The organism is Marinobacter sp. M-5 (assembly GCF_032911545.1).
Classification (GTDB): domain Bacteria; phylum Pseudomonadota; class Gammaproteobacteria; order Pseudomonadales; family Oleiphilaceae; genus Marinobacter; species Marinobacter goseongensis.
In genome coordinates this window covers 410,004-429,559 of the sequence record NZ_JAWJEK010000001.1, presented here as the reverse complement: position 1 = coordinate 429,559, position 19,556 = coordinate 410,004, and the positions used below count along the sequence as shown (strand labels likewise).

General features: G+C 58.9%; 14 protein-coding genes. 7 read left to right on the top strand and 7 right to left on the bottom strand.

Annotated features, from left to right (window positions below; translation table 11 throughout):
- Positions 1-52: 52 nt before the first annotated feature.
- The 3 genes from R0125_RS01895 to aceE all read right to left on the bottom strand — a co-directional run bounded on the left by R0125_RS01895 (position 53) and on the right by aceE (position 5,848).
- Positions 53-1,306: an NADH:flavin oxidoreductase/NADH oxidase family protein gene (locus R0125_RS01895; RefSeq protein WP_248181308.1), complete on the bottom strand. Its 1,254-nt coding sequence runs from the start codon at positions 1,304-1,306 to the stop codon at positions 53-55.
- Positions 1,307-1,476: 170 nt separating this feature from the next.
- Positions 1,477-3,165, bottom strand: coding sequence for a dihydrolipoyllysine-residue acetyltransferase (aceF, locus tag R0125_RS01890; protein ID WP_317236932.1), 1,689 nt, complete (start codon positions 3,163-3,165; stop codon positions 1,477-1,479).
- Between the two features lie 10 nt (positions 3,166-3,175).
- Positions 3,176-5,848 carry a pyruvate dehydrogenase (acetyl-transferring), homodimeric type gene (gene aceE, locus R0125_RS01885; RefSeq protein ID WP_248181312.1) on the bottom strand — a complete coding sequence of 891 codons (2,673 nt, stop codon included), beginning with the start codon at positions 5,846-5,848 and terminating at the stop codon, positions 3,176-3,178.
- 639 nt (positions 5,849-6,487) lie between these two features.
- Between aceE and R0125_RS01880 the strand changes: the two genes are divergently transcribed.
- Positions 6,488-7,852: a lysine 2,3-aminomutase gene (locus R0125_RS01880; RefSeq protein ID WP_317236931.1), complete on the top strand. Its 1,365-nt coding sequence runs from the start codon at positions 6,488-6,490 to the stop codon at positions 7,850-7,852.
- 53 nt (positions 7,853-7,905) lie between these two features.
- Here R0125_RS01880 and R0125_RS01875 read toward each other — a convergent pair whose 3' ends face one another.
- Entirely contained in the window at positions 7,906-8,943 is a 1,038-nt protein-coding gene (locus R0125_RS01875) for an AraC family transcriptional regulator (RefSeq protein ID WP_248181315.1), read from the bottom strand.
- 136 nt (positions 8,944-9,079) lie between these two features.
- Here R0125_RS01875 and R0125_RS01870 point away from each other — a divergent pair, with 136 nt between their 5' ends.
- Positions 9,080-10,174 (top strand): fatty acid desaturase, encoded by a 1,095-nt coding sequence (locus R0125_RS01870; protein WP_317236930.1) that lies wholly within the window; start codon positions 9,080-9,082, stop codon positions 10,172-10,174.
- Between the two features lie 10 nt (positions 10,175-10,184).
- On the opposite strand, the gene R0125_RS01865 is transcribed toward R0125_RS01870, so the two are convergent.
- Together R0125_RS01865 and trxA are read right to left on the bottom strand one after the other, a co-directional pair.
- A complete protein-coding gene (locus R0125_RS01865; RefSeq protein WP_317236929.1) occupies positions 10,185-10,505 on the bottom strand; it encodes a hypothetical protein in 321 nt (106 codons plus the stop codon).
- 61 nt (positions 10,506-10,566) lie between these two features.
- A complete protein-coding gene (trxA, locus tag R0125_RS01860; protein WP_248181321.1) occupies positions 10,567-11,430 on the bottom strand; it encodes a thioredoxin in 864 nt (287 codons plus the stop codon).
- A gap of 196 nt (positions 11,431-11,626) precedes the next feature.
- Here trxA and lon point away from each other — a divergent pair, with 196 nt between their 5' ends.
- Positions 11,627-14,077: an endopeptidase La gene (gene lon, locus R0125_RS01855; RefSeq protein WP_317236928.1), complete on the top strand. Its 2,451-nt coding sequence runs from the start codon at positions 11,627-11,629 to the stop codon at positions 14,075-14,077.
- Positions 14,078-14,178: 101 nt separating this feature from the next.
- On the opposite strand, the gene R0125_RS01850 is transcribed toward lon, so the two are convergent.
- The gene (locus R0125_RS01850) at positions 14,179-14,673 is read right to left on the bottom strand and encodes a MarR family winged helix-turn-helix transcriptional regulator (RefSeq protein ID WP_248181707.1); all 495 of its coding nucleotides are present in this window, start codon (positions 14,671-14,673) and stop codon (positions 14,179-14,181) included.
- Between the two features lie 279 nt (positions 14,674-14,952).
- On the opposite strand from R0125_RS01850, the gene R0125_RS01845 reads away from it, so the two are divergent.
- From R0125_RS01845 to R0125_RS01830, 4 genes are all read left to right on the top strand, one after another.
- On the top strand, positions 14,953-15,909 hold the full coding sequence (locus R0125_RS01845; RefSeq protein WP_317236927.1) for a tetratricopeptide repeat protein: 957 nt from the start codon (positions 14,953-14,955) through the stop codon (positions 15,907-15,909).
- Between the two features lie 173 nt (positions 15,910-16,082).
- On the top strand, positions 16,083-17,195 hold the full coding sequence (locus tag R0125_RS01840) for a branched-chain amino acid ABC transporter substrate-binding protein (RefSeq protein ID WP_317236926.1): 1,113 nt from the start codon (positions 16,083-16,085) through the stop codon (positions 17,193-17,195).
- Positions 17,196-17,356: 161 nt separating this feature from the next.
- Positions 17,357-18,280 carry a high-affinity branched-chain amino acid ABC transporter permease LivH gene (livH, locus tag R0125_RS01835; protein ID WP_248181326.1) on the top strand — a complete coding sequence of 308 codons (924 nt, stop codon included), beginning with the start codon at positions 17,357-17,359 and terminating at the stop codon, positions 18,278-18,280.
- Positions 18,280-19,551 (top strand): high-affinity branched-chain amino acid ABC transporter permease LivM, encoded by a 1,272-nt coding sequence (locus R0125_RS01830; protein ID WP_317236925.1) that lies wholly within the window; start codon positions 18,280-18,282, stop codon positions 19,549-19,551. Before livH ends, R0125_RS01830 begins: the two co-directional genes overlap by 1 nt.
- The last annotated feature ends 5 nt before the right edge of the window (positions 19,552-19,556 follow it).

Genomic DNA, 19,556 nt, shown 5'->3' with positions numbered 1-19,556 from the left:
GGAGTTTTTTACCAGATACCCCCAGCCCGCGCCCCACTCCCGACTTTGAGCGTTACTCGCCAGCCCGAAGCCGAGTCCGCACCCCCCGCGTCGCCATCACCCCGATCACCTCCAGTAACGACAACATCCCGCGATCATGCGTACGCGGTGCCTTGCCTTTGCCGATACGACCCAACTGCCGGGTGTACCAGCTCACTTCCATCAGTGCCATATCGTCAATCAACCGGATGCCGGTCTTGATAGGCCGCACCGCGCTGGTGAAAGACTCACCGGCCATAATCCGTTTCGGGCAATCCGGCTCCACAGCCAGCGGACGGGCAATGCCCACAAGATCCGTCGCTCCGGAAGTCACCGCATCAGCCATCCCGGTCTCGGTACGGAAGCCACCGGTCACCATCAACGGCACCTCCACCCGCTCCCGAACCTTCTCCGCAAACTCCAGGAAATACGCCTCGCGGGCCAGCGTGCTCTGCTTCACCTCTCCCCCCTCGGCTCCCTTCGCCATGGCAGGATTCTCGTAATTGCCACCGGAAATCTCCACCAGATCAATGCCCTCTTTCGCAAGCGCATCAATCACCCCCAGGGACTCCTCCTCGGTAAAGCCACCTCTCTGGAAATCCGCCGAATTCAGCTTGATCCCCACATTGAAACCATCACCGGTGACCGCACGGATCGCCCGGTACACCTCAAGCACAAACCGCATACGGTTCTCGGCCGAACCACCCCATTCATCCGTACGCTGATTGTGGTGCGGCGACAAAAACTGACTCACCAGATACCCGTGGGCACCGTGAATCTGCACACCGTCAAAACCCGCCTTCTCTGCAATCGCGGCGCTGCGGGCAAAGCGCAGAACAATTTCCTCGATCTCCGTGCCCGTTAACGCCCGCGGCGTCGCAAACATACCGCGCAATTCCTTCTTGAACGGAATCGCACTGGGCGCCACCGTGTCACTGTTGAGCATTTTCGGGCTCTGCTTGCCGGGATGATTCAGCTGCATCCAGATCTGGTTGCCGCCCGTCTTGCCGGCATCCGCCCACGCCCGCAACAGCACCAGATCCCGCTCATCCTCCAGCACCACGTTCTGGGGTTCGCCGATGTGCCGACGGTCCACCATCACGTTACCGGTAATCGACAACCCCGTGCCGCCCTCTGCCCAGGTGCGATACAGCGTGACCAACTCCTTGGTGACCCGGTTATCAATGGTCCCGAGGGTTTCACTCATAGCGGACTTGGCGAAGCGATTGGGGATCACGGAACCGGTCTTCAGGGTAAGCGGTTGCGACAGGATTTCGGCGGGTTTCATGGCGGGCCTCTTTTATCGGTATCGGGATAACTCCTGAGGTGATGTTGGATAGGAAGCTGACCAAAGGCATTGGCCGATATGACACAACGGGAAGGCGATGAAAAGCACGGGAGCCAGCCCGGTGAGGCAGTTCAGGACCGTCTCATCGGGCTGGCTCCCGTACAACGCAATCACAACAAGAGCGTACGAATGTCCCCAAGGAGCTGGCTCAGCAGCGACGTGAAGCGCGCCGCATCGGCCCCGTTCACCGCGCGGTGATCGTAGGACAGCGACAACGGCAGCATCAGCCGTGGCTGGAAATCCTGACCATCCCAGACCGGCTTCATCGCCGCCTTGGATACCCCGAGAATCGCCACCTCCGGCGTGTTCACAATGGGCGTGAACGCCGTGCCACCGATACCGCCGAGACTGGTGATAGTAAAACAGGCACCCTGCATTTCCGCCGGCTTGAGCTGCTTGTCCCTGGCCTTCCGGGCGAGCTCGGCGCTCTCCGCGGCCAGCTCCCACAGCCCCTTCTGATCCACATCCCGGATCACCGGCACCATCAAGCCATTGGGCGTATCCACCGCAATGCCGATGTGAATGTAGTGTTTGCGGACCACTTCCTTACGGTCCATATCGAGCGCCACATTGAACTGCGGCAATTCCGCCAGCGCCGTGGCACAGGCCTTCAGCAGGAACGGAAGCGGTGTTATCTTCACACCCTTCTTCTCACCGGCCGCTTTCTGCGACTTGCGGAAGTCTTCCATATCGGTAATGTCCGCATCCTCGAACTGGGTCACGTGGGGTACGTTCAACCAGCTGCGCTGCATGTTGTTGGCCGTGGCAAACATCATGCGCGACATGGATTCACGCTCAATCTCGCCAAACTGGCTGAAGTCCGGCAGCTTCACGCCGGGAATACCGGCACCGACGCCACCCGCCACGGTGCTGCCCTGCTGCGTCTGCTGCAGCTGGCTCTTCACGTAGGCCTGAACGTCGTCCTTGAGGATGCGATTTTTCGGGCCCGAGCCTTTGATACGGGCAAGGTCCGCACCAAACTCGCGGGCCAGCTTGCGCACGGCCGGGCCAGCGTGGACTTTGGCGCCCGGGGTAGGCGGTTCATAGGTTGCCGATGACGGCTCAGGCGTGGACTCCTCGCTCTTGCTTTCAGACTCGCCTTTGCTTTCGGGTTTGTCGTCACCTGGGGACTCTGCTGATTCGGCAGATGTGTCCTCCTCGCCACTCGCTTCTGCGCCCTCACCAGCGCCTTCAACAACAGTCATCTCGACCAGATCGTGGCCTTCCGAGATCTTGTCGCCCTCGGACACCAGGATCTTGCCGATCTTGCCGGCATAGGGAGAAGGAATCTCCATGGTGGCCTTGTCGGACTCGACGGTGACCAGCGGGTCGTCCGCTCTGATCTCATCGCCTTCGCTGACGTTGATCTCGATTACCGGTACATTGTCGAAACCGTCCAGTGCTGGCACCTTCACGGTTTCGTTGCGGGAACCGCCGGATTTTTTCGGCGCCGGTTTTTTCTCTTCTGGCTTGCCTTCCGATTTGTCGTCAGCCTTTTCGTCCTTGCCTGAGCCGGCTTCCTCACCAGCGCCCTTGTCGTCATCCGAACCACCGGCATCGCCGCTGGCTTCCATCATGCCAACCACGTCGCCTTCTTTGACCTTGTCACCGACCTTGACGGTGATCCGGGTGATTTTGCCGGCGCGCGGCGATGGCAGCTCAACCGATGCCTTGTCGGACTCTACCGTCAGTATCGGATCCTCCTCTTCGACCGAGTCCCCCTGGCTGACGAGTATTTCAATGACCTCGACCTCGTCTGCACCGCCAAGATCCGGAACCTTGATTTCCTGTTCACTCATGGCGGTCTCCTTAGCTCAGCACCGGGTTCGTTTTGTTGCGATCGATTCCGTACTTCCGCATGGCTTCGAGAACCACGTCCTTCTTGACCTCACCGTCTCTCGACAACGCCACCAGAGCGGTCACCGCGACGTAGTAGCGATCGACCTCGAAGTGGCTCCGCAGTTTCTCGCGGGTGTCACTGCGGCCGAAGCCGTCGGTGCCCAGGGTCAGGTAGGTTTTGGGGATATAGGCACGAATCTGCTCAGACCACAGCTTGATATAGTCAGTCGAAGACACCACCGGACCCTGTTGCTTCTCCAGGCACTGGGTGACGTACGCCTTCTTCGCAGTGTCATCCGGGTGCAAGCGATTCCAGCGCTCGATGTGCAGACCGTCGCGGGCCAGCTCATTGAAGCTGGTCACACTCCAGACATCACTGGCCACGCCAAAGTCGTCCTTCAGCAGCTGGGCCGCTGCACGCACTTCGTTGAGGATGGCACCGGCACCCAGCAACTGAACCCGTGGGGACTTCTTCTTGCCATCGGTTTCAACGGATTCAATCTGGTACATGCCCTTGATGATGCCCTCTTCCACCTTCTTGCTGTCTTTCGGCATGGCGGGCTGTTCGTAGTTTTCGTTCTCCATGGTCAGGTAGTAGAAGACATTCTGGTTGTCTTCAAACATTTCCTTGATGCCATGCTGAACCACCACGGCCATCTCGTAGCCGTAGGCCGGATCATAGGCCTTACAGCTGGGAATGGTCTGAGCGAGGATGTGGCTGTGGCCGTCCTGGTGCTGCAGGCCTTCACCGTTGAGCGTAGTGCGCCCGGCGGTACCACCAATCAGGAAACCCCGTGCCTGGATGTCACCGGCCGCCCAGGCCAGGTCACCCACGCGCTGAAAACCGAACATGGAATAGAAGATGTAGAAGGGGATCAGCGGGAAGTTGTTGGTGCTGTAGGAGGTCGCTGCGGCCATCCAGGCTGCCATGGAGCCATCCTCGTTGATGCCTTCCTCAAGGACCTGACCCTTCTTGTCTTCCTTGTAGTACATGATCTGTTCACGATCTTCGGGCACATACTTCTGGCCTTCCGAGGTGTAGATACCCAGCTGGCGGAACATGCCTTCCATTCCGAAAGTACGGGCCTCATCCGGCACGATGGGAACGATACGCTTACCGATACGCTTGTCTTTGGTCAGAGCCGTCAACAGGCGCACAAACGCCATGGTGGTGGAGATCTCACGGCCGTTGGAGCCTTCCAGCAGAGCCTTGAAAGTGTCCAGCGACGGCGCCTGCAGTGGCTGGCAGTCTTTGCGGCGCTTGGGGTAGAAACCGCCCAGTTCCTGCCGGCGCTTGTTCATGTAGACGATTTCCGGGCTGTCCGGCGCCGGACGGTAGTAAGGCACGTCTTTGAGCTCTTCATCCTTCAGCGGTACTGCAAAGCGGTCCCGGAAAGCCTTGAGCTGTTCGATATCAAGCTTTTTCAGGGAATGCGCCGTGTTCTGGGCTTCGCCGGCGCTGCCAAAGCCATAGCCCTTGATGGTATGGGCCAGGATAACCGTCGGTCGTCCGCCGTTGTTGTGGATGGCGCGATGGTAGGCTGCGTAGACCTTGTACGGGTCGTGGCCACCGCGGTTGAGCTTGTTGATGTCCTCGTCGGTGAGGTTTTCCACCATCTTGGACAGCTCCGGGTATTTTCCGAAAAAGTGCTTACGGGTGTAGGCGGGGCCATTGCTCTTGAAATTCTGCAGGTCGCCGTCCACCGCTTCGTCCATGACGCGCTGCATGAGGCCGTCCCGGTCCTGCTCAAACAACGGATCCCACATGCGACCCCAGACCACTTTAAGCACATTCCAGCCGGCACCGCGGAACACGCCTTCCAGCTCTTGAATAATCTTGCCATTACCCCGTACCGGGCCGTCCAGACGCTGCAGGTTGCAGTTAACGACAAAGATGAGGTTGCTGAGATTCTCGCGGCCGGCCACAGAGATGGAACCCAGGGTTTCCGGCTCGTCGCACTCGCCGTCTCCGACAAAGCACCAAACCTTGCGATCGCCCATGTCGATCAGTTCGCGGCTGTGCAGATATTTCATCACGTGGGCCTGATAAATGGCCTGGATCGGGCCCAGGCCCATGGACACCGTGGGGAACTGCCAGTAGTCCGGCATTAGCCAGGGATGGGGGTAGGACGACAGGCCGTCGCCACCCACTTCTTCCCGGTACTTGTCCAGCTGAGCTTCGTCAAAACGCCCTTCCAGATAGGAGCGGGCGTAAATACCCGGTGAGGAGTGGCCCTGGAAGTACACCAGATCCGACTCCCGCTTTTCATCGCCGCCATGGAAGAAGTAGTTGAAGCCGACATCGTACAAGGTGGCCGCCGAAGAGAATGAAGACACGTGCCCGCCCAGTTCACCCGGGCGCTGGTTGGCCCGCAGTACCATGGCCATGGCGTTCCATCGGATCAGCGAGCGAATGCGGCGCTCCATGAACAGGTCACCCGGCATGCGGGCTTCCTGGGTCACGGGGATAGAATTGCGGAACGGAGTAGTAATCGAATACGGCAGCTCGGTGCCGTCACGGCTGGCACGTTCGGAGAGCCTTTCCAGAATGTATTTGGCGCGGTCCACGCCTTCCTGCTCGATCAGAGATTCCAGTGCATCAAGCCATTCACTGGTCTCGACGGGATCATCGTCCTGGTACATCAAACCCTCCCCTTGGCATCAAAAGGCAGCTCCGGCCACGATCAGCAGCCCGGTGCCTGCGGTGTCGATTCGCTGCGGTGAATTGCAGAACCTGTTGTTTTTCGGTGTTCCTGCTGATGACAACCTCCATCAAGCATAGAACAGCTCTGCCGAATTTCCTGTCCGGACGCCTTTGTTCTCGGGCTTTTGGCCAAAAACATCCGGCCTTGCCAGGAGTATTGCCCTGGCCACCTGTAAACGTAGTTTTATTACTACATTAGACGCAGAGCAAACGCGCATTCCTGCAAAAAAATCAAAATTCGCGCTTTTCTTTCGGTTAGTTACGCAATAATGGCGCGTTTTACCGCCACAAACAACCGCATTCAGACCAAGGTCGTAGTAATCCTATCTTTCACTTTATTCATTGCCACGCTAAATGATTTTCTAACCAGAGAAGACGAAAAATCGCTGCTTTTAACGGCTTTTTGATGCTTTTAGTAACATTTATCAGGATCGATACAACCCGTGGCTTACGTCTATTGATTAGACCTGAAAATAAAAGACGATTTATGTATACTGCCTGCCCGTTTTTTAACCAGCGGAGCGGTAGCCCACCAGCCCTACCCTCCGGACATTGGCATTCAACCCAAAGGGCGATCTATGAACTCCATCGTCACGTTTCCGAACCGCATCCCCACGGCCGAGTTCGAAGAGAGACGCTTCAAGGTCTACACAGACCGCCAGCTCGACAAGATTGAGGTGATCCAGAGCCTCCCGGAAGACACCCTGTTTGAAATGAAGGTAGTGGCCAGCGTGCTGCCATTCCGGGTCAACGAGTATGTGATCAACGAACTGATCAACTGGGACAAGGTTCCCAATGACCCCATCTACCAGCTGGTGTTCCCGCAAAAGGGCATGCTGAAGGATGAACATTTCGAGCGTATGGCAGCCATGCACCGGGACGGTGCCGACAAGAAAGACATCCAGGCCGTGGCCAAGGAAATCCGTGACGAACTGAACCCCCACCCGGCCGGGCAGATGGAAATGAACATGCCGGAACTGGACGGCGAGGTGCTGGACGGCGTTCAGCACAAGTACAGGGAAACCGTGCTGTTTTTCCCGGCTCAGGGTCAGACCTGCCACTCCTACTGCACCTTCTGTTTCCGTTGGGCGCAGTTTGTCGGTGACAAGGACCTGAAAATGGCCAGCACCGAAGCGGAGAAACTCCACGGCTACCTGCAGGAGCACACTGAGGTCACGGATCTGCTGGTCACCGGCGGCGATCCCATGGTGATGAAAACCAAAAATCTGGTGCAGTACCTGGAACCGCTGCTACAGCCGGAGTTCGATCACATCCAGACCATCCGCATCGGCACCAAGGCGCTGACCTTCTGGCCCTACCGTTTTGTGACTGACAAGGATGCCGACGAACTGATCGACCTGTTCGCCCGCCTGGTGGATGCCGGCAAACACGTGGCGATCATGGCCCACTACAATCACTGGCAGGAAATCACCACCGACATCGCGGAGGAGGCGATCCGTCGCATCCGCGCCACCGGGGCCGAGATTCGGGCGCAGGGACCACTGATCAAGCACGTGAACGACAATGCCGAGGACTGGGCGCGGTTGTGGAAGAAAGAAGTGCAGTTGGGCATCATCCCCTACTACATGTTCGTGGAGCGGGACACCGGCGCCAAGAACTACTTTGAAGTGCCGCTGGCCGAGGCGTTCCAGATCTACCGCGAAGCCATGAAGAAGGTATCTGGCCTTGCGCGCACCGCCCGCGGTCCCAGCATGAGCGCCGGCCCCGGCAAGGTGGAGGTTCAGGGCATCACCGAAATCCATGGCGAAAAGGTGTTCGTGCTGCGCTTCCTGCAAGGCCGCAACCCGGACTGGGTGCAGCGCCCGTTCTTTGCCAAATACAGCGACACCGCCACCTGGCTTCACGAACTGGAGCCGGCGTTCGGGGAGGAAAAGTTCTTCTTCGAGGACGAATTCGAGCAGATGAAAAAAGGCAACGCCTGACCTGCAGGACGATTGCCCGGGCAGGCTTGAGCACCGGAACGATACGGCGCCCGTCAGGCCTGCCCGCCAGCCTCCCGGCTTTTGAGGTAATCCCGCGGTGAACACCCGGACCACCGGCGAAAGGCGCGGCTGAAATTGGTGACGTCCGAGTACCCCAGCAGATCCGATACTTCTCCGATACTCCTCTGATTGAGCAGTAACAACCGCTCGGCGTGGTGTCGGCGGATGGTTTCAACCAGCTCGCGAAAGACCACCCCTTCGGCCTGAAGCCGACGCTGCAATGTCCGCGGCGTGACGTTCAACTTCTCCGCCACCGCATCCATCGAGGCAAAGCCCAGCTCTTCATCGAAGACCAGGTCGCGCACCTGTCGGGCCAGCGATCGACCACCACCCAGCCGCCCCAACTCTTCCTTGCATTGCTCCCGGGCAATCCGCGCCGCCACCGGGTCTGACATGACCAGCGGATAGTCCAGAATGGCGGCATCAAAAACGAACCCATTAAACTCACCGTCAAACTGCAGGGCACCGGCCATCAGGTGCTCGAAGCGTTCCATGTAGGGTGGGCGCGGAAGTTTCACCACACCCTTGCCCTTCAGCTTACGCCCGGTCAATGCTTCGGCCATGGCGGCAAATCCGGTCAACAGGAACTGCGCGCCTACCTCACCCAGCTGGAAGCGCTCGTCACGCTCGTCGAGACTCAGCCTGACGGTGTCGCCGGCGCGCTCGATGCGCAGCTGAAGATCAGATGATGGCATGCTGAAGTAGGCGCGGGCGATATCCAGAGCCTCGCCGAGAGTGCGCGCCACCATCGCCGCCTGGCCAATCACCCCGTGACAGGACACCTTCATCTGCAGGCCCAGCAGAAAACCGATGCCTGGCTCGCCAGTCAGCGTCACCGCGCGCTGGATCAGGTTGGCGAAGCGGTCCCGGGGCAGGCGGTAACCGCTGCGCAGCAGGTCTTCCAGCGTCAGCTGTTCATCCGCCAGCAGCCGATCCGTCGATACGTTCCAGCGCTCAACCACGTCGAGCAGCAGCAGAACGTAGGTGCCGGGAACCGTCGGCTGACTGGAAACGATAGGAACGGTTGTCATTGTCGTTGTCGCCTAATGATCGTTTTTTGTCGTCTGGACATATCCGGTTTCAGACTCATCCCCGGCACAATATCAGCAGAAGATACCAGGATCAGGTACCTGGATGCCGATACCACCCGTTAGAAGGGCCAAGACCATGTCTGTAGATCCAAGCACCATGACCGATGCCGAGAAGACCGACCATATCCGCAAAACCATCCTTGAGGAAGGCCGGGCGCTGCGTCGCCGTCATCCTTGGCTTGAGGCCCATCAGAATCTGATTGGTGCCAGCATCATGGTGGTGTCGCTGCTGGGCATGATTGCCAGCGGTACGCTCTACGTGATGAACGTTATCCCCTGGTGGCTGTGCATCCCGGTTACGGCGATCTTTGCCTCGTTGATCCATGAGCTGGAACACGATCTGATTCATCTGATGTACTTCAAGAACCGTCCCTGGGCCAATAACCTGATGCTGGCCGTGGGCTGGCTCGCCCGCGCCAGCACCGTCAGCCCCTTTGTTCGCCGCAAGCTGCACCTGCATCACCACAAGTTCAGCGGCACCGAGAGCGACCTGGAAGAGCGCGGCATCACCAACGGTGAGCGCTGGGGCCTGCGCCGGCTGATGATGACCGGCGACAACATGCTGGCCGTGTTCCTGCGCCCGCTGACCATGCAGCGCGCCGTGCGGGACTACATTCGCTCCCAGAAGCCGGCCTCCCGGGGCGAGGTGCACAAGATGCGCATCCAGCAGTTGCTGGCCTATGCGCCGCTGGGCAACCTCTACTACGCGCTGTTCCACGGCTGGGTTGCTGCCCATGTGGTGCTGTTTTCGGCGCAGGCCATCGGCAGTCCGATCGCCCTGTCCGGGGAGCTGTCCTCCGCCCTGTCGATCCTGAATACCTTTGCCGTGGTGTACATGCTGCCCTCGTTTCTGCGCACCTTTTGCCTGCACTTCATCAGTTCCAACATGCACTATTACGGCGACGTGGAAGCCCGTAACGTCATGCAGCAGTGCCAGGTGCTCAACCCCTGGTGGCTGCTGCCGATGCAGGTGTTCTGCTTCAACTTCGGCAGTACTCACGCCATACACCACTTCGCCGTGCGGGAGCCGTTCTACATCCGCCAGTGGACCGCCCCGAAAGCCCACGCGGTGATGCGTGATATGGGCGTGCGATTCAACGACTACGGAACGTTTCTGAGGGGCAACCGTTTTCATCGCCACGCCAATGCCGGCCAGCAGCGCACGGCCTGAGCGATGCCGGCTAGCGACGGTGCTTGGGGACAAAATCGTCGGGTTTGTCCCTGAGCCACGCCACAAACACCTGCACTTCCTCCAGCTCCAACAGCTTTTCCCGGGTGTTGTAGTACAGCCCCAGCTCGTATTCCGGACAGGCCTTGTGAATGGTGTTGTGGCAGGGCCGGCACACCCAGAGCGTTCGGGTGATCAGCTCTTCCTTCGGGAACAGCTTCTGAAACCGTTTCTTACGGTGTAGATGCCTGGGAATCAGATGATGGCGGGTCAGCTTCGATACCGCTCGCTGGCAGAGTTCGCAATGTTCGGGCTTTGGGGGGAGATGTACCATGATTGCACAGGAGTAACGAGCCTCTGTCACTCCTGTGTACGGCGGAGGGCCAGTGCCCGGATCAGTGCATCAGGGTGTAGAGCTTGCGCCGATACGTCCGCACGTCCGGGTTGTTGTTACCCAGCTTGTCGAACAACTCGATCAGTGTGGTCTTGGCCACCTCATCCTTGTACTTGCTGTCCACCCGCATCAGACGGATCAATAGCTCCATGGCTTCGGCATTGTTTTCACCCAACACGTGGTGCAGTGCCAGTTGATGCAGGGCGTTGGGATCTTTCGGATCCTGTTCCAGCGCCATTTCCAGATCCTTGATGGGCGGCAGCTCCGCCGACTGCTTGAGGAACTTCACTCGCGCCGCCAGCTGCTTGGCCTGATGCTGCATTTTCTCTTCCGGCGGCAGGCTGGCAAGCACCTGTTCCGCGGTTTCAAGGTCGCCCTGCTCGGCCTTTAGCTGAGCCAGGTCGATCAGTACCTTGAGGTTCTCCGGATCTTTCTGGTTCATTTCGGTCAGAATCGTCAGCGCAGCCTCCGCATCGCCGGCTTCCCACAACCGATGGGCCTTGTCGTAAGGATCTTCTTCCGGCGCCTCGACATGCTTGTCGAGCACCTTGCGGATCTCGCTTTCCGGCAGCGCACCGTTGAATCCGTCCACGGCCTGGCCGTCTTTCACCAGAATGATGGTTGGCAGGCTACGCACCCCCAGCGATGTCGTCAGCTGTTCCTGCTCGTCCGCGTTGACCTTGGCCAGCAGAAAACCGCCCTCGTATTCGTTCGCCAGTTTCTCCAGCAGCGGCATCAACTGCTTGCAGGGCGCGCACCATTCAGCCCAGACATCCACGAGAACAGGCGTGGTGGCGGAGGCCTCCATAACCTTTTGCTGGAAGTTCTCCATCGTGGCTTCGAAGATATAAGGGGACTGGTTCATCAGTAGCACCTGAACAGAAGGTAAATTTTCATCGGATTTGCTGTGGTATTGGGGGCAAACCGTCACATTTCAAGGTACGTACACATCTTCGCCTGCGCTCCTTGAAAATCGGGCAGCCGGCGTTACATAAGGTACTAATGAAACGTCGGGGCCAGCGCCCCTGTTCCCACACTTCGCGGATGGAAGCTTGCACGGCATGAACGACGACAACCGTAATGACGCGTTTGAAGAATTCGAGGAAGACGTCACCGAGTACATTGGCAAGGACGAGAACAGCAAGAGCCTGGCGCTGCCCCAGCAGACCATGCCGCGGCGCATGTACGTGCTGCCGGTATCCAACCGGCCGTTCTTCCCGGCCCAGGTACAGCCGGTGGTGGTCAATCAGGACCCCTGGCATGAAACCCTCAAACGTGTGGCGGAGACCGACCACAAGGTCCTTGGCATCTGTTTTGTCGACAGCGTAGCGGCGGACGGCGGCATCCCACCCAGTGACGAGCTGGAAACCACGGGATGCGCGGTGCGGGTGCATCAGGCCCAACAGGAAGGTGGCAAGGTACAGTTCATCGCTCAGGGTCTGCAGCGGTTTCGTATCGTTCAGTGGCTGCGTCGCAAACCACCCTATCTGGTGGAAGTGGACTACCCGAATGAGCCCGAGGAAGCGGCAGACGAACTCAAGGCATACACCCTTGCCATCATCAGTGCCATCAAAGATCTGCTGCGTACCAACCCCCTGTATGGCGAGGAAGTGAAGCAGTACCTGTCCCGCTTCGGCCCCGATGACAGTTCCCCCCTGGCGGATTTTGGCGCGTCCATGACCAGCGCCCCCGGCCGCGAGCTGCAAGACGTGCTGGACACCGTGCCCTTGTTGCGCCGCATGGAGAAAGTGCTGTTATTGATGCGCAAAGAGCAGGAAGTGGCGCGGCTGCAGAGCGAGATCAGCGAGGAAGTGAACGAAAAGGTGCAGAAGCACCAGCGGGAGTTTTTCCTCAAGGAGCAACTGAAGGTCATCCAGCGCGAGCTGGGTATGGCCAAGGACGACAAGACCGCCGACGTCGAGCGCTTCGAGGAGCGCATGGCGAAACTGAACCCGCCGGACCAGGTACGTGAGCGCTTTGAGGACGAGCTGCAGAAACTGCAGATCCTGGAACAGGGCTCGCCGGAATACGGGGTAACCCGCAACTACCTGGACTGGCTCACCCAGGTGCCCTGGGGCGTAACCTCCGACGATCACTTTGATCTGGCCGAGGCCCGCCGCATTCTCGACCGCGATCACGACGGCCTTGAGGATGTTAAAGACCGAATTGTCGAGTTCCTCGCCGAAGGCACCTTCAAGAACGAGGTCAGCGGGTCTATTTTGCTCCTTGTAGGCCCGCCCGGCGTCGGCAAAACCTCCATCGGCCACTCTGTGGCAGACGCGCTGGGCCGCAAGTTCTTCCGCTTCAGCGTCGGCGGGATGCGCGACGAGGCCGAGATCAAGGGCCACCGCCGCACCTACATCGGCGCCATGCCCGGCAAGTTCGTACAGGCCCTGAAAGACTCCAAAGTGTCCAACCCGGTGATCATGCTGGACGAGATCGACAAGATCGGGGCCTCCTACCAGGGCGACCCGGCTTCTGCCCTGCTGGAGACCCTCGATCCGGAGCAGAACCGGGAGTTTCTCGATCACTACCTGGACGTGCGCATGGACCTTTCAAAGGTACTGTTCATCTGTACCGCCAACCAGCTGGACACCATCCCACGGCCCCTGCTCGACCGCATGGACGTGATCCGGCTGTCCGGCTACATCGCCGAGGAAAAACTGGCCATCGCCAAGCATTACCTGATGCCGCGGCTGCTCAAGCGAACCGGACTGCTGAAAAAGCAACTCAACATCACCGACGCCGCCATCAAGCAGGTCATCGAGGGCTACGCCCGGGAAGCCGGTGTGCGAAACCTGGAAAAGATGCTGCACAAGATCATCCGCAAAGGCATCGTGCGCCTGCTCGAAACCCCGGACACTCCGGTGAAAGTGGGCGTGGCTGACCTGCCCCATTACCTTGGCCAACCGGCCTTCCGCAAAGAAAAGTCTCTCAAGGGCACTGGCGTGGTCACCGGTCTGGCCTGGACCGCCATGGGCGGCGCCACCCTCAGTATTGAGGCCTCGCGCATCCACAGCTCGCAACGGGGCTTCAAGCTGACCGGCCAGCTCGGCGACGTTATGAAAGAGTCCGCGGAAATCGCCTACAGCTACGTGTCGTCAAACCTCAAGCGCTTCAAGGGCGACCCCACATTCTTCGACAAATCCTTCGTGCACCTGCATGTGCCGGAGGGCGCCACCCCCAAGGACGGACCCAGTGCCGGCGTCACCATGGCCACCGCTCTGCTCTCCATCGCACGGCGGGAAGCGCCTCAGCAGAACATCGCCATGACCGGCGAGCTGACGTTGACTGGGCAGGTATTGCCGGTTGGCGGCATTCGCGAAAAAGTCATCGCCGCCCGCCGGCAGAAAATCAGCAACCTGATCCTGCCGGATGCGAACCGGGGCGATTACGAGGAGTTACCGGACTATCTGAAGGAGGGCCTGACGGTGAATTTCGCCAGGCATTACAGCGATGTGTTTCAAGTGTGTTTCGGCAATAAGCCGAAGCGGGGCTCGTCGGTGCATTAATCATTCATGTGTCGGATTACGCGTTGCTAATCCGACCTACGAGGCCAAGAAAACCCAGGGGAGGACAACTGAGAGTCGATCGGTGTCAGGGCACATAAACGTCAGGCCTTCTCCTTCCAGCCATCGTCCTTCAACACCGGCCCCACATCCAGCACCGGCGAAGCATCGATATCATCCGCATCCATCATGTTGGCCACCCGCTGCAGTGACGCGATGATCATAGTCTGCTCCCACTCGTGCAGGCTCTGAAACTTCTTGATGAAATCCTCCTGCAACGGCTGCGGCGCGCGGGCCAGGATGTCCGCGCCATCCTCGGTGAGGTGGGCGTGCACCTTGCGCTTGTCCTGAGTGCTGCGCACCCGGTAAACCAGTTTGCGGTGTTCCAGACGATCCAGAATCGTGGTCACCGTCGCCTGGCTCAGGCTCACCTTCTCGGCAATGGTACCGATCGTCACCTCACCCAGATCACGGATGCTGCGCATGATTAGCAACTGGGGGCCGGTCAGGCCGGCATGCTTGCTCAAACGCTTGGAATGCAGATCCGTGGCGCGGATAACACGCCGCAGGGCCACCAGCACCTGTTCATAATTGTTCACGATTCCACTCCGATCCGGGCCATCGGCCGCATTCTGATTCACATCGGAGGCATTGAGCTGTTTCGAGTAAAGCACTTTGCTACTCGCCATCGGCTTGAGCCTCACTTGCCTTTTGCAACTTGTTTATACCTCTAACTATTAGAGGTCGTTATTCCTGTAAATGCAAGTCGACACGTTACAACCATGTGATGCAATTGCCTGTCGGTCATCCTGCATTTTTTTGACCCGCCACTATGCTAAGGTCACCCCTTTTGATTCACCGCTCACGGACAAGGCTCAATGACCACGCACGATATACGATACCCATTCCTGACGAATTTCCGCTTCCTGCCGCTTCTGGTTGGCGTCCTTTTCGCCCTGCTCCTGAGCACCGGGGTGCAGGCCCAGGAGGCCGGCGCGTCAGCGGATGAACCGACGGCCGAGGATGTCGAGCAGCGCATCAAAACCCTGGAAAAGCCCATGTACACGCCCTTTGTGGAGCTGTACCTGCTGGAGGAAAGCAAAGCCCTGCGCAAGGAAATGCAGAACACCCGCGCCGAGCTCATCGAGAAGGTTGTGGACAAGGAGCTGTCAGTGGCCGACAAGACCATGTCCTACGCCACCGATACCGTGACCTACTTCTTTTACCTGATTGCCGGTGCCACCTCGATTCTGGTGGTGATTGGCTGGAACTCCATCCGTGACATGCGTAACCAGCTCACCAGTCTGGCCGAGAAACGGGTGAACGAGCTGGTCGTCGAATACGAGAAACGTCTCAAGTCCATCGAAGAGCAGCTGCAGCAGAAGTCCGACATCATCCATCAGAACCAGGCGGAAATCGAGCGCACCAACGAAGTGCATTCTCTGTGGCTGAAAGCCAGTCAGGAAACTTCGCAGCAAAACAAGATCGGCGCTTACGACCAGATTCTCGATCTGCGCCCCGACGACGTCGAGGCGCTCAGCTATAAAGCCGACGCCGTGCTGGAAATGCAGGAGCCGCTGTGGGCCATCAGCTTGTGCCAGCGCGCCCTCAAACTGGCGCCGCAGAACGGCCACGCGCACTACCAGCTGGCATGCGCCTACGCCGAAATTGGGCGCTGGGACGATGCCGTCGCCACCCTGCAGAAGGCCATCGACATTTCCGAGGCCTACCGCGATGATGCCTCGGTGGACCCGAGCTTCGAGCAACTGCGGGACCACGAGCGGTTCAGAGCCATGGTTTTTCCTGACACAGACGACCACAATCCGAACGACTGATCACAGACCGGCACGGTCTTTGCTCCCTCTCTCAGCCGAAAACAACCACGACAGAGACCCATCATGTTCCGGAGCGAAGACTGGCCCGATATGCTTGACAAGCTGCAGGGTGTGGTGTTTGTTTAACTCTCTGAGAACATAAGAATAACCCTGAACAAAACAGGACCGACCCAATGAAAACGTCAGTAAAGAAACTCGTAACTGCAGTTAGCGCTTCTGTAGCCCTGATGGGCGCCGGCCATGCCGTCGCCGAAATCAAGATTGGTATCGCCGGCCCGGTCACCGGCCCCGTTGCCCAGTATGGTGACATGCAGTTCTCCGGTGCCCGTATGGCCATCGAACGCATCAACGCCGATGGCGGCGTGAGCGGCGAGATGCTCGAAGCCGTCGAAGTGGATGACGTGTGTGACCCCAAGCAGGCAGTGACCGTCGCTAACCGTCTGGTCAACGACGGTGTGCGCTTCGTTGTTGGTCACCTCTGTTCCAGCTCTACCCAGCCGGCGTCTGACATCTACGAAGACGAAGGCATTCTGATGGTGACGCCGGCTTCCACCAGCCCCGATATCACCGAGCGCGGCTATGAACTGGTGTTCCGCACCATCGGTCTGGACAGCATGCAGGGCCCGGTTGCCGGCAACCATATCGCCAGCCTGAACCCGGAGCGCGTGGCCATCGTTCACGACAAGCAACAGTACGGTGAAGGTATCGCCACGGCGGTGCGTGACACCCTCAAGGACGCCGGCGTGGAAGTGGCGCTGTTCGAGGGCATTACCGCTGGCGACAAGGACTTCTCCTCCCTGGTCACCAAGCTCAAGCAGGCAGATGTGGATTATGTCTACTACGGCGGCTACCACCCCGAGCTGGGCCTGATCCTGCGGCAGGCGCGCCAGGCGGATCTTGATGCGATCTTCATGGGCCCGGAAGGCGTTGGCAACAAGGACATCAACACCATTGCCGGCGATGCCGCCGAAGGCTTGCTGGTCACCCTGCCACCGGCCTTTGACGAGAAAGCCGAAAACCAGGGTCTGGTAAAAGCCTTCCAGGACAAAGGCGAAGACCCCTCCGGTCCATTCGTACTGACCTCCTACACCGCCGTGCAGCTGATCGCCGAAGGCATTGAGCAGGCCGGATCCACCGATCCTTTCGACGTTGCCGCCGCACTGCGCAGCAACTCCTTCAACACCCCGATCGGCACCGTTGAGTACGATGAGAAGGGTGACATGAAGTCATTCGAGTTCGTTGTCTACGAATGGCATTCAGATGGCAGCAAAACTCCGGTAAACTGAGCCGAAATCATTAAAAAACGGTAATACTGAGAGCACCTTCTCACCGCGATCCGGGAGAAGGTGTTTTTCTAGGCTCCTGTTGATCCTTCCCATACCCGCGCCGTTACCCCGGTGCGTCTGTGTGGCCAGTGGAGGGGGCAGGCTTTCGGAGTCCCAAAACCATGCAAGACCTCCTTTATTTTTTCCAGCAGCTCATTAACGGGCTCACGATCGGGAGCACCTACGCCCTGATCGCCATCGGTTATACGATGGTTTACGGCATCATCGGCATGATCAACTTTGCCCATGGTGAGATCTACATGATCGGCGCCTACACCGCGCTGATTGCCATTACCGGCCTTGCTGCCCTTGGCATCGCCTGGTTACCGGTTATTCTGATCGTCGCGCTGGTCTGCGCCATGATTGTATCCAGTTCCATGGGCTGGGCTGTGGAGCGGGTGGCCTACCGTCCTGTTCGCGGCCGGCATCGGCTGATCCCGTTGATCTCGGCCATCGGCATGTCCATTTTCCTGCAAAACTATGTGCACCTCGCCCAGGGTTCACGAAACATCGGTTTTCCTGCCCTGATTGAAGGCGGCTTCCGTTTCGGCAGTGCGGATTCGTTCCAGACCTCCATCTCCTACATGCAGATCACCATCTTCATCACCACACTGGTCTGTATGACGCTGCTGTCCCTGTTCATTTCACGATCCCGCATCGGCCGCGCCTGCCGGGCCGTGTCTCAGGATCTGGGCATGGCGAACCTGCTGGGCATTGACACCAACCGAATCATTTCCGCCACCTTTATTATTGGCGCCGCCCTGGCTGCGGTGGCGGGTCTGCTGCTGGGCATGTATTACGGTTCCATTGACCCCCTGTTCGGCTTCATTGCAGGCCTCAAGGCCTTTACTGCCGCCGTGCTTGGCGGCATTGGCAGCATACCGGGCGCCATGCTCGGCGGCCTGATTCTTGGCGTGGCCGAGAGTATGACCTCGGGCTACCTCAGCGGCGAATACAAGGACGTGGTGTCCTTTGGCCTGCTGATTCTGATTCTTCTCTTCAAGCCCACGGGCTTGCTCGGCAAACCGGAGGTCGAGAAGATCTGATGGCTGCTCATAATCTGAAACATGCGCTGTTCTGCGCAATCGTCACCCTCGTCATTGCCTATCCGATTCTTGGGTTCAACCTGGTTTCCTCGGGGACCAACATCGTTCTGGAGGGCGCCAAAACCCACACAATCGGTCTGGTTCTGCTGGCCGCCGTCGCGGTGTTCCTGTTCCAGCTGTTCCGAGACAACATCATGGGCCTACTGGGTAAAGCGCCAGCGCTCAATCCATTGGCAAACCGTCAGCCCATGGAGCAAAGCAAACGACTGAAGCTCGAGTCCACCCTGCTGACCCTGATCATCGTTGGCGCACTGTTCTGGCCGTTCTTCGTGTCCCGGGGTTCGGTCGACCTGGCAACGCTGGTACTGATCTACGTCATGCTGGCCCTGGGCCTGAACGTGGTGGTCGGACTCGCCGGCCTGCTGGACCTTGGCTATGTGGCGTTTTACGCTGTGGGGGCTTACACCTTTGCCTTACTGTCCCAGTACTACGGCGTCTCCTTCTGGTTCGCCCTGCCCCTGGGCGCCTTGCTGGCGGCCCTGTTCGGCCTGGTACTGGGCTTCCCGGTACTGCGGCTCAGGGGCGACTATCTGGCGATCGTCACCCTCGGCTTCGGCGAGATAATCCGCATCCTGCTGAATAACATGACCAACCTGACCGGCGGCCCGAACGGCATCGGCGGGATTCCCGACCCTACCCTGTTTGGTATGGAATTCGGGCGTCGTGTGAAAGAAGAAGGCAATACCTCGTTCCACGAAACCTTCGGCATCGCCTACAGCAGCGAGCACAAGATCATCTTTCTGTACCTGATCGCGCTGGTGCTTGCGGTGATTACCGCACTGGTGATTCGCCGCCTGATGCGCATGCCCGTTGGTCGTGCCTGGGAAGCGTTGCGGGAAGACGAAATCGCCGCGCGCTCTCTGGGGTTGAGCCGAACCGCCGTAAAACTGTCCGCGTTCACCATCGGAGCGTTTTTCGCCGGTTTTGCCGGGACTGTGTTTGCCTCCAAGCAGGGCTTTATCAGCCCGGAATCGTTCGTGTTCCTGGAATCCGCGATTATCCTGGCCATCGTTGTGCTCGGTGGCATGGGCTCGCAGATGGGCGTGATTCTCGCCGCCATCGCCGTCACCATCCTGCCGGAGCTGGCGCGGGAGTTTTCCGAGTACCGGATGCTGATCTTCGGTGCGGCCATGGTGCTGATGATGGTGTGGCGACCGCAGGGGCTGATGCCCATGCGTCGAATCCATATTGAGCTGAAATCACAGGAGTAACGGAC

What these genes read in the sequence shown, in the direction of transcription:
- aceF (WP_317236932.1), bottom strand. Translation starts at nt 3,165, where the DNA reads ATGAGTGAACAGGAAATCAAGGTTCCGGATCTTGGCGGTGCAGACGAG.
- R0125_RS01830 (WP_317236925.1), top strand. Translation starts at nt 18,280, where the DNA reads ATGGCTGCTCATAATCTGAAACATGCGCTGTTCTGCGCAATCGTCACC.
- R0125_RS01875 (WP_248181315.1), bottom strand. Translation starts at nt 8,943, where the DNA reads ATGACAACCGTTCCTATCGTTTCCAGTCAGCCGACGGTTCCCGGCACC.
- R0125_RS01865 (WP_317236929.1), bottom strand. Translation starts at nt 10,505, where the DNA reads ATGGTACATCTCCCCCCAAAGCCCGAACATTGCGAACTCTGCCAGCGA.
- R0125_RS01880 (WP_317236931.1), top strand. Translation starts at nt 6,488, where the DNA reads ATGAACTCCATCGTCACGTTTCCGAACCGCATCCCCACGGCCGAGTTC.
- livH (WP_248181326.1), top strand. Translation starts at nt 17,357, where the DNA reads ATGCAAGACCTCCTTTATTTTTTCCAGCAGCTCATTAACGGGCTCACG.
- R0125_RS01870 (WP_317236930.1), top strand. Translation starts at nt 9,080, where the DNA reads ATGTCTGTAGATCCAAGCACCATGACCGATGCCGAGAAGACCGACCAT.
- lon (WP_317236928.1), top strand. Translation starts at nt 11,627, where the DNA reads ATGAACGACGACAACCGTAATGACGCGTTTGAAGAATTCGAGGAAGAC.
- R0125_RS01845 (WP_317236927.1), top strand. Translation starts at nt 14,953, where the DNA reads ATGACCACGCACGATATACGATACCCATTCCTGACGAATTTCCGCTTC.
- R0125_RS01895 (WP_248181308.1), bottom strand. Translation starts at nt 1,306, where the DNA reads ATGAAACCCGCCGAAATCCTGTCGCAACCGCTTACCCTGAAGACCGGT.
- R0125_RS01840 (WP_317236926.1), top strand. Translation starts at nt 16,083, where the DNA reads ATGAAAACGTCAGTAAAGAAACTCGTAACTGCAGTTAGCGCTTCTGTA.
- aceE (WP_248181312.1), bottom strand. Translation starts at nt 5,848, where the DNA reads ATGTACCAGGACGATGATCCCGTCGAGACCAGTGAATGGCTTGATGCA.
- trxA (WP_248181321.1), bottom strand. Translation starts at nt 11,430, where the DNA reads ATGAACCAGTCCCCTTATATCTTCGAAGCCACGATGGAGAACTTCCAG.